The organism is Furfurilactobacillus rossiae DSM 15814 (assembly GCF_000428925.1).
Lineage (GTDB): Bacteria > Bacillota > Bacilli > Lactobacillales > Lactobacillaceae > Furfurilactobacillus > Furfurilactobacillus rossiae.
In genome coordinates this window covers 23,072-31,598 of sequence record NZ_AUAW01000024.1, presented here as the reverse complement: position 1 = coordinate 31,598, position 8,527 = coordinate 23,072, and the positions used below count along the sequence as shown (strand labels likewise).

Below are 8,527 nucleotides of genomic sequence, written 5' to 3'. Positions count from 1 at the left end.
GTAACATTCGGTGGTTTTCCGAATGAAACGGCTTGCGGGTTATGCGCAGATTTCTGGGCGACAGGTGCACGTTTACGAAAGAGTGATGCCGAAGCTCGGGAGAAATCTCAATCACCGCACCCAAAACACAACGGAGGAACCGCAATGAAACGACTACGAGGATTAATAGTGATCCTGTCCGCAATAGCCGCGATGTTTATCACAACAGGACTAGTTAGGGCCGCCAATGATGACGCAAACGTGAACTTTAACGTTCAAGCGCAAATTCCGGATAATCAAATTGATAAGAAACAAAGTTATTTTGATCTAAAAATGAATCCGGGTCAGACACAGACTGTGTCGACCATTGTTCAAAACACGTCTGATAAAGACATGAGGATTAAGAACGAAATTCATACAGCGCATACGAATGAAAACGGCCAAATTGAATATGTCACAGAATCAAAAAAGCAGGATTCATCTTTAAAAGTACCATTAAAGAAAATTACCCAATTACATGAGGCGAAGGTTATTACGGTTCCTGCCAATAGTAAAAAAACGGTGTCAGCAACAATTCGTGTGCCGGATAATGCCAAAACTGGTGTGATTCTTGGCGCGTGGTACTTCGAACGAATTGATGCGAAACAAAAAGATCGAAAGACCGGTGTGACCGTGCATAACAAATATTCTTATGCAGTTGCGATGAAGCTAACGGTGAATCATGAGGTATCAGCAGCGCTGAAACTAAATGATGTGAAACCTGGGCTGCGCAATTATAAGAAAGGCGTTTTTGCTAACCTGCAGAACACCGCAGCCGTTATTATTCCAAATTTAACGGTGCAAGGAAAGATCTACCCACAGGGGTCAGACAAAGTTGTAAAACAGGCTAAATTACAACAGATGATTATGGCACCAAATTCTAATTTTGATTTTCCAATTCTGTTTGGCGGAGAAGAATTGAAGCCCGGCAAGTACACCTTGAAGATGACGGCGAAGAATGAAAATGATACATGGCATTTCAAACGTCATTTCACGATTCGGGCTAGTGACGCCAACCGCATAAATGATAAGTCGCTCGATAAGGCAAAGCCACGTCATCCAGGCTGGTACATGGTGGAAGGTGCAGGCGCTGTGATTATTTTAGGTGCCATTATTGGTGGTGCGACATGGTGGTTCCGGCGTCGGCGCTAACCATGTGAACAAACGAGGAGGTGCAAGATGCGTAAATGGCAGCAAACACTGACCCGGTTTATTATGGTGGGCCTGTTGCTGGTGGTCTCGGTGCCATCAACGATTAGTTCCGTTGGTGTTCAAGCCGACACTAGTAGTCCAGCAATGTCATCGGCAAATGAGTCAACGCGGGCACATGAAGACATGGATGCGCGTGCATCTGTTGAAAGCGCGCCATTTAGTGAGTCGCAACGCGCTGGCACTGATGAAAGAAACGACGACACGACTCAACGGCCAGCGAACGCTGAATCTGAGAACGTCAATGCAAAGACGGATGAAGAACAGCAGAAACAAGCTGAGGCACGGCTAAACGACGATGGCATTAGTACCCAGTTGGTAACACGCTTGGATACGGCAACGTTGATTCAGAACGGTCAGACGGTTCGGGGAAACAATGACTTGCTTGGTGTGCTTGGTGGCTTAACGGTTAGTTTAAATGATGTTGTTAAGGCGACAGTATCTATCTTGACGGGTGATTGGACAACTGATATTGGCACGCCGATGAAGACTGGCGACAAAATAACTGTTATCAACCGGGCGCTTGGCTTGATTCCACTCTATACGGAAAATCAAACCGTGGTTGACCCCGGAATGTCAGTTACCCAAGTTAATGCCGGCAGTTTGCCAGGCAATGTAACCTATGACAAACGGACGGGTACGATGCCAGCAATCTTTGGGCAGTCATTACAGTTAAGCGCTAACGTTGCGTTTAATTACACGACAGCTGATCAAGTCAACAGTGTTTCGTTTATGATCGATGGTCAACAAATTGCTGGGGACGCGTTTACCAGTGCTGATACGGTAATTTCAGGAAAGACATTAACCGTGAACACTGCTAAAATAGCCGCTCGCAACTGGACTGCGATTAAAACCGCTCTTAATGGCCTTTCAGGTGGAAGTACGCATACGTTGCAGGTGGTTGCTTACCATAATGGCCGGCCAATCAATCCGTGGATGAGTGCCAATAGCATCAGTTTGTACGTCAATCCAGACAAACCAGTGATTAATGATGTGTGGTCGGGTCAACGGCGCTTATCTGGGACGGCATTGCCGGCTGGGTCGACGATTAAGGTTACAGATAGCAGCAATAATGTGTTAGGCACAGGTGCTGTCGCTGATGGTGGCACGTATACTGTTGGACTCAATCGTGCTGTTGCCATTGGCGAAACGATTACTGTAACAGTAACTAGCCAAGGAATGAACGAGACGGCGACAACGGTCGTTAAACAAAATCAGGCGGTTCAGGTTACCAATGCGCCAAAGTTTGTTTGGAATCAGCAGGCGTCGACGGCCGATACAAACGATTTCTGGCAACTGACGGCCTCAGGTGCGGGCTTTCCAAGTGCGAGTAATGCCACAGAATTGGTGATCGATGGCAACAACTTGGGCGCAGATAATCCCATTACACGGGGTGCCACAGCAAGTGTGGGTTCAACAACGGGTGTGAATCCGGCTACGAAGGTGACGACACTTAATGGCCTTGATCCTCAACAGACGCACAAAATGATGCTGACAATTCCAGGGATGAATGATGCAGTAACCGACACAGTACCAATCGTGATTGCTGTGCCAACGCCCCATTCTGTTATTGCAGGCGATGGCGCCACAACGCTGACGGGTAAGTTAGCCCAACCAGGCAGCCGTGTAACGGTTAAGGACAATAGTGGAATGACCTTGGGAACTGGCACAGTGACAGCCGGTGGCACGTATCAAGTTACGTTGAATCGGGCTGTCGTTGGCGGTGAAACGTTAACAATCAGCGCGACAAACGGATCTGGCGGTACCAGTGCGACAGAAACGCTTAATGTGCCACAGATGGAGCAACTAAGTATTCAGTCGGTGTCTCCCTTAAACTTTTCGCCCGCCATGATCAAAACAGGAACGACACTGGCACCACCGCGAGCGTATGACTTTGCTGTCAGTATTGTGAATTCGTTGAATGGCGGTGCAGGGGCTAATTGGACACTGTCTGCCACGCTGGTCAATAACGAGCTGGTGAGCACGACTGATCCGACTCACAAGTTGGCGCAACCGTTGATTTTTACGGATGCGAATGGCGTTAAAACACCACTATCAACCAGTTCGTTGCCAATCTTCACGAACAATTCAAGCAATGTGACGATATATCCTACTAGTCAGTTCAGACGGACGGGGATGACGGATACTGCAACTCAGCAAACCCTTAATCGCGGCATGGGTCTTAGCGTTAAGAGTGACGCGGTGTTCGCGGAGAGTTATCAGGGAATTTTGAATCTCAGTTTGACAACTGGGCCAAACAAATAATCGGTGGGCGACACTTCATATCTAAAAAATTAAAGTGGTATAGTGATTCTATTAGATTTTTAGAGGAGTCACGAAATGAAGCGTCAGTCACTTGAGCAATGGCAGAAAAACATGTACGCACTATGGATCGGTAATTTTGTTACTGGTGCTGGTGCCAGCATGAGTCTGCCATTTTTACCGTTATTTATTAGTGAGATGGGCCATTATCCAAAATGGGAATTAACGTTATATGCCGGCCTTGCCTTTTCGGTCACTTTCTTAAGCCAGGCGATTGTCTCACCTTTGTGGGGACGGCTGGCCGATAGAACAGGGCGTAAACCGATGCTACTGCGGGCGGCAATCGGGATGACTATCACGGCCACTTTGACCGGGTTCTCACCAAACGTCTGGGTCTTAATCGGCCTTCGTTTGATTCAAGGCGCGTTTTCTGGATACATCAACAATGCGTACGCCTTGATTGCCAGTGAGGTGCCAATGGAAAAAAGTGGTCAGACGATGGGCACATTAACGACCGGGGCGGTTGGTGGTCAGTTAGTTGGCCCTGTCATCGGTGGTTACATTGCCGGCATCTTTGGTTACCGTATTCCATTTTATATGTTTGGTGGTCTGATGCTGATTGCGTCGTTAGTCACTTATTTCTTCGTCAAAGAAGACTTTAAACCGACTACGGGTAAGGCCGCCACGGAGCACCAGAGTGCATTTGCCGGTATCAAACATGTGCGCATTGTGTGGGCAATGATTATTTCGTCCATGCTGATTCAGGCGGCGACGACATCGATCAACCCCATCATTAGTCTGTTTGTTAAGGAGCTGATGCATGGTCGTGGGAATGTTGCCTTAACCAGTGGAGTGATCGCCGCTCTGCCAGGAATTGCAACGCTGATTGCAGCGCCACGCCTAGGTGCGCTGGGTGACCATATTGGACCACAGCGAGTGTTGATTGCTGGACTTGTTTTTTGTGGTTTTGTTTTCTTCCCAATGTTTTTTGTCACCACCGTTGTCATGCTGGGCATTTTAAGATTCTTGGTCGGCATTTCAGATGCGGCGCTACTGCCAGTGACACAAACAGTGATGACATTGAACACTCCTGATGACGCAGTGAGTCGTATTTTCAGTTACAATCAGTCATCACAGGCAATTGGTTCCGTCGTTGGTCCAATGTTGGCCTCAGGGGTAGCAGGTGTACTCGATTACCGTTACGTTTTCCTGATGACAACGCTGTTGGTCATCATTAATTTGGTTGTTGTCATGTGGGCTTATCGCACCGACCACGGTTCAACCACAAGTAGCGAGCAGGCATAGTTAACAAAACAATCGGTCCATTCCCCAAAACGGAGGATGGACCGATTGTTGTTTTCGACCAAACTTTTCAAAAGGTGCGGTAGAACATAGCGTTAGATGTCGCCTGCGGTTGGCACCAGTGACACGCTCGCCGTGGGACCGGTTCAAGCCCGAAACTCACGGTCTTTTGCCTCGCCGCGAAGCCTCTAAAATCGAGTCTTCACGACCATCCGTAACCTAAATTCGGGAACCCACCGAATTAACGTTACCTTCACGGCTCGGTATCACTGTTGCCGCCCTACAGCTAATATAGTGGTGAACAGCTATGCAAACGGCTATCGCTGAATAACAGCAGTAGGCATGTAAAGTCTAATCCTTAGCTAAAGGAGTGGAGCTGATTGGAGACAGAGTTCCGGGCGAAAACTGCGACCTTTGCAGGTTGAACCCGGTCCCAGGGAACGGCGTCTCCGGTCGGCGCAACGGGTAATTGACACTTTAAACACGAGCTTCGTCATAGCAGTTGTCGTTAAAAGATAAGTTTTTCTAAAGGGATTTTAATCGTCATTCAGTGAAATAGCCCAATGTTTCAATTCGAGCATCAAACTCATGTTACAAAAGCTAACATGTACCTATACCAATAAGCACAATTGGCTTTACAGACAGTCGTTACACACCTATACTGCTTCGTAATAAGAGAGAAAGATGTGATGTGAATGAATGCTGCAAATTCTGCTTTTATGGTGCTGTCGACGATTCTAGTATTGTTCATGACACCGGGGTTGGCGTTTTTTTACGGTGGGTTGGTGTCCAAACGGAATGTGGTCAGCACGATGCTATCCGTGTTTGTTATTTGTGGCATCGCCATTTTACTATTCATCGCAGTAGGCTATGAGCTTGCCTTTAATGGCGATATAGGTGGCGTGATCGGTAAGGTCGATCATTTCTTTCTTGGCGGTGTGTCATTAACAAAGCTAACTGCGACGAAGATTCCTGAAGCGTTATATTTTTTGTTTGAAATGATGTTTGCCATTATTACACCGGCGTTGTTCGTGGGTGCCGTTGTTGGCCGGATTCGCTTTAACTTTTTGCTCGTATTCATTGTGTTTTGGAGCTTGCTTATTTACTACCCAATGGTTCACATGGTGTGGAGTGCAAACGGATGGTTAGCTCGGATGGGCGTGCTGGATTTTGCCGGTGGAACAGTGGTTCATATTAATGCTGGTGTCACAGCATACGTTCTATCTGCGTTTCTCGGTCGGCGGCTGCATCCACATCAGGATCAACCCTATAATTTACCGTGGGTTCTTTGTGGTACGGCTATTTTGTGGATTGGGTGGTACGGTTTCAATGCGGGCAGTGCACTGGCAATCAACCAATTGGCAGTTACGGCAATGCTGACCACGACGGTCGCAACGGCCACATCAATGGTGGTGTGGCTAATATTGGAAATGACGATTCGAAAACAAGTTTCTCTGGCAGGTATCTGTACGGGTACGTTGTGTGGACTAGTTGGCATCACGCCCGCAGCCGGTTATGTTACTGTTGGCGGGGCGTTTTGGATTGGCTTATTGGCGACGCTAGCCAGCTACGGGTTCGTTCATGTGGTAAAAGACAGAATCGGTATCGACGACGCTCTAGATGCATTTGGCTGTCACGGTGTGGCTGGAATTACCGGGTCGATTCTGACTGGCGTATTTGCCACTCGCACAGTTAATCGCACAATTGCCGAGAATGGCTTATTTTATGGTGGTGGATGGCACTTGTTAGGTATTCAAACTTTGGCTACCGGTGTCACAATCATTTTAGTAGCAATTGCGAGCGCTGCAATCATTTTAGTGTTGCGTCGGTTCGTTGCCATGCGGGTCTCAGCTACAGATGAGCGAGTTGGCCTGGACGAAAGTGAGCATGGTGAGCATGCGGAAAACACTGATGAGTACAGTACGGAAATTGGCCAACATCACAAAGAATTTGCGGGTCAATTAGCACATTTCAATCGGCATCAATCATGATTTATGGTGTGATTGATCAAATTGGTCAAATTCCTGTTCGACACGGCGCTCTGGTACAAACCAAATCATCATGGCGATAAAGGTGCTGAAAATGACGGCCGGCGGGAACCAGATGCCGATAAACAAGCCGAGTATTTTGGTGCCAAAATCAGCGACTATCTTAACGGGACGGTTGATTGCGTAGCGAAGCTTTTTATTATCCGGGTCGGCTTTAATCAATGCCAAATCGACTGAAAAATACCCAATCGATAATAACAGGAAAACGAATCCATAGAACAGTTCCGCTGTTGAAGAAAAGAAATGTTCATCGACAAATTTGGTTGCGTAGGGGAAGAACGACGCGCTGAACAACATGAGTCCGTTTGCCCATAGAACCCTGCCGTCGATTTTATGAACCAGTTGAAAGATGTGGTGTTGATTATTCCACATAATCATTAAACCGACAAAAGAAATAAAGTAGGCAAGATAGCTTTGCTTTAAGTCCCAAATGGCTGACCACGTGGCGTGAGCCGGTTGTTTAAGCTCCAAGACGAGAATAGTCATCGCAATGGCCAAAACCGCGTCAGTGAATGCAGTTAAACGTTCTTTACTCATGGGAAAAGCCTCCAAAGATAATCAATTATGTTTTCAGTGTAAGCTAAAACACGGCAAGTTGTCTGCTAGAAGGCATATAGAATTAGCTATCTGGTGACAGTAGCGCAAATAAAAGAGCTTGTGACATAAACTTATTGAGGACGAAAAATATGAGCAATATTGCGCTCCAAGTCCTGAGAATTCCGCTTAACCTAAAACTGACCCATTCCCAAAGTTCGGGAATAGGTCAGCTTACATTAATGCTCGTTCTCAAATCGGACTTATGTCACAGCCCTTTGGAGGTTATTTCAATTTGTCATTAGGATTGTTGTTTCCACTTGCTAGCGTCTACTTGAACCAAAAATTCAAAGTCTGGATTGAGTTGAATGGACACGATCCGTTGATCGTCAACAGTTGTTGCACGGGTGAAAAAGTCATGCCGAGCCTTGCCTTCGCCTAGGTCGTAGGTAATATTAGTCCGACTCAGGTCTGCAAGGGTCTCCGGTATAATGTCATCAATGCTAGCGTCGTCTTCAAGATCATTGGTTAGCCAAGTTAATTCATCGAAGTTAAACACAACACTAGTAGTTCGCAGATGGTGCATACGGGTTAATACTGCAAAGAACAAACTGAGTTCATTTTTGGACAGACCATCAAAGTTTACGGAATCAATGGAAAATGTGTTATGAGTCATGACAGTGATCCCCTTCCACAATAAATATTTTTATAGCAGTACGATAACCTGAAAGGCGGATTTCTGCAATTAATCTGTTCCTGGTTTTGTTACATAGCTTAAAAACTAATGAAAATGTTAATATGTCCCATTGCAGTTGCTGGGGCGCTGTTTGTAGAGAGCGTTTGCACACCAAGATAAAATTAAAAGATTAATACTTGCCTTATAGTTACTCGAACCTGTTATACTTAATACTGTTGTTAGGAACCTAAGCATCAAAGCGTTAGTATTGATGGGTTTTATCAAGGCTGCGTTTGAAAAGGAGTGTGGCACATTTGAGTAAGAATTGTGTTATTGATATTGATAGTCCGAAAATGGACTGGGTCGTGGATCAATTATTCACGAAACCAGAGGAAACGGACGCGAACAGCCCACACAGCTTCAACGTTTGGGTAGGCCAGGAACACTAGCCGACCACGAAATACATTGCCATAATTAA

At 46.3% G+C, this 8,527-nt stretch carries 7 protein-coding genes; 5 read left to right on the top strand and 2 right to left on the bottom strand.

Annotated features, from left to right (window positions below; translation table 11 throughout):
• The first annotated feature begins 144 nt into the window (after positions 1 to 144).
• The 4 genes from G400_RS15270 (at position 145) to G400_RS0111730 (ending at position 6,782) form a co-directional block, all read left to right on the top strand.
• The gene (locus G400_RS15270) at positions 145 to 1,170 is read left to right on the top strand and encodes a DUF916 and DUF3324 domain-containing protein (protein ID WP_042655278.1); all 1,026 of its coding nucleotides are present in this window, start codon (positions 145 to 147) and stop codon (positions 1,168 to 1,170) included.
• Between the two features lie 27 nt (positions 1,171 to 1,197).
• The gene (locus G400_RS0111740; RefSeq protein WP_017261278.1) at positions 1,198 to 3,492 is read left to right on the top strand and encodes an Ig-like domain-containing protein; all 2,295 of its coding nucleotides are present in this window, start codon (positions 1,198 to 1,200) and stop codon (positions 3,490 to 3,492) included.
• A gap of 75 nt (positions 3,493 to 3,567) precedes the next feature.
• Positions 3,568 to 4,794 (top strand): multidrug efflux MFS transporter, encoded by a 1,227-nt coding sequence (locus G400_RS0111735; RefSeq protein ID WP_017261277.1) that lies wholly within the window; start codon positions 3,568 to 3,570, stop codon positions 4,792 to 4,794.
• A 692-nt stretch (positions 4,795 to 5,486) separates the two neighbouring features.
• Positions 5,487 to 6,782 (top strand): ammonium transporter, encoded by a 1,296-nt coding sequence (locus G400_RS0111730; RefSeq protein ID WP_017261276.1) that lies wholly within the window; start codon positions 5,487 to 5,489, stop codon positions 6,780 to 6,782.
• Here G400_RS0111730 and G400_RS0111725 read toward each other — a convergent pair.
• Both G400_RS0111725 and G400_RS0111720 read right to left on the bottom strand, forming a co-directional pair.
• Positions 6,777 to 7,376, bottom strand: a complete 600-nt coding sequence (locus tag G400_RS0111725) for a TMEM175 family protein (protein ID WP_017261275.1) — start codon at positions 7,374 to 7,376, stop codon at positions 6,777 to 6,779. The genes G400_RS0111730 and G400_RS0111725 overlap by 6 nt on opposite strands.
• A gap of 298 nt (positions 7,377 to 7,674) precedes the next feature.
• On the bottom strand, positions 7,675 to 8,049 hold the full coding sequence (locus G400_RS0111720; protein WP_017261274.1) for a RepB family plasmid replication initiator protein: 375 nt from the start codon (positions 8,047 to 8,049) through the stop codon (positions 7,675 to 7,677).
• Positions 8,050 to 8,363: 314 nt separating this feature from the next.
• Between G400_RS0111720 and G400_RS16570 the strand changes: the two genes are divergently transcribed.
• Positions 8,364 to 8,498, top strand: coding sequence for a hypothetical protein (locus G400_RS16570; RefSeq protein ID WP_017261273.1), 135 nt, complete (start codon positions 8,364 to 8,366; stop codon positions 8,496 to 8,498).
• The last annotated feature ends 29 nt before the right edge of the window (positions 8,499 to 8,527 follow it).

What these genes read in the sequence shown, in the direction of transcription:
- G400_RS15270 (WP_042655278.1), top strand. Translation starts at nt 145, where the DNA reads ATGAAACGACTACGAGGATTAATAGTGATCCTGTCCGCAATAGCCGCG.
- G400_RS0111740 (WP_017261278.1), top strand. Translation starts at nt 1,198, where the DNA reads ATGCGTAAATGGCAGCAAACACTGACCCGGTTTATTATGGTGGGCCTG.
- G400_RS0111735 (WP_017261277.1), top strand. Translation starts at nt 3,568, where the DNA reads ATGAAGCGTCAGTCACTTGAGCAATGGCAGAAAAACATGTACGCACTA.
- G400_RS0111730 (WP_017261276.1), top strand. Translation starts at nt 5,487, where the DNA reads ATGAATGCTGCAAATTCTGCTTTTATGGTGCTGTCGACGATTCTAGTA.
- G400_RS0111725 (WP_017261275.1), bottom strand. Translation starts at nt 7,376, where the DNA reads ATGAGTAAAGAACGTTTAACTGCATTCACTGACGCGGTTTTGGCCATT.
- G400_RS0111720 (WP_017261274.1), bottom strand. Translation starts at nt 8,049, where the DNA reads ATGACTCATAACACATTTTCCATTGATTCCGTAAACTTTGATGGTCTG.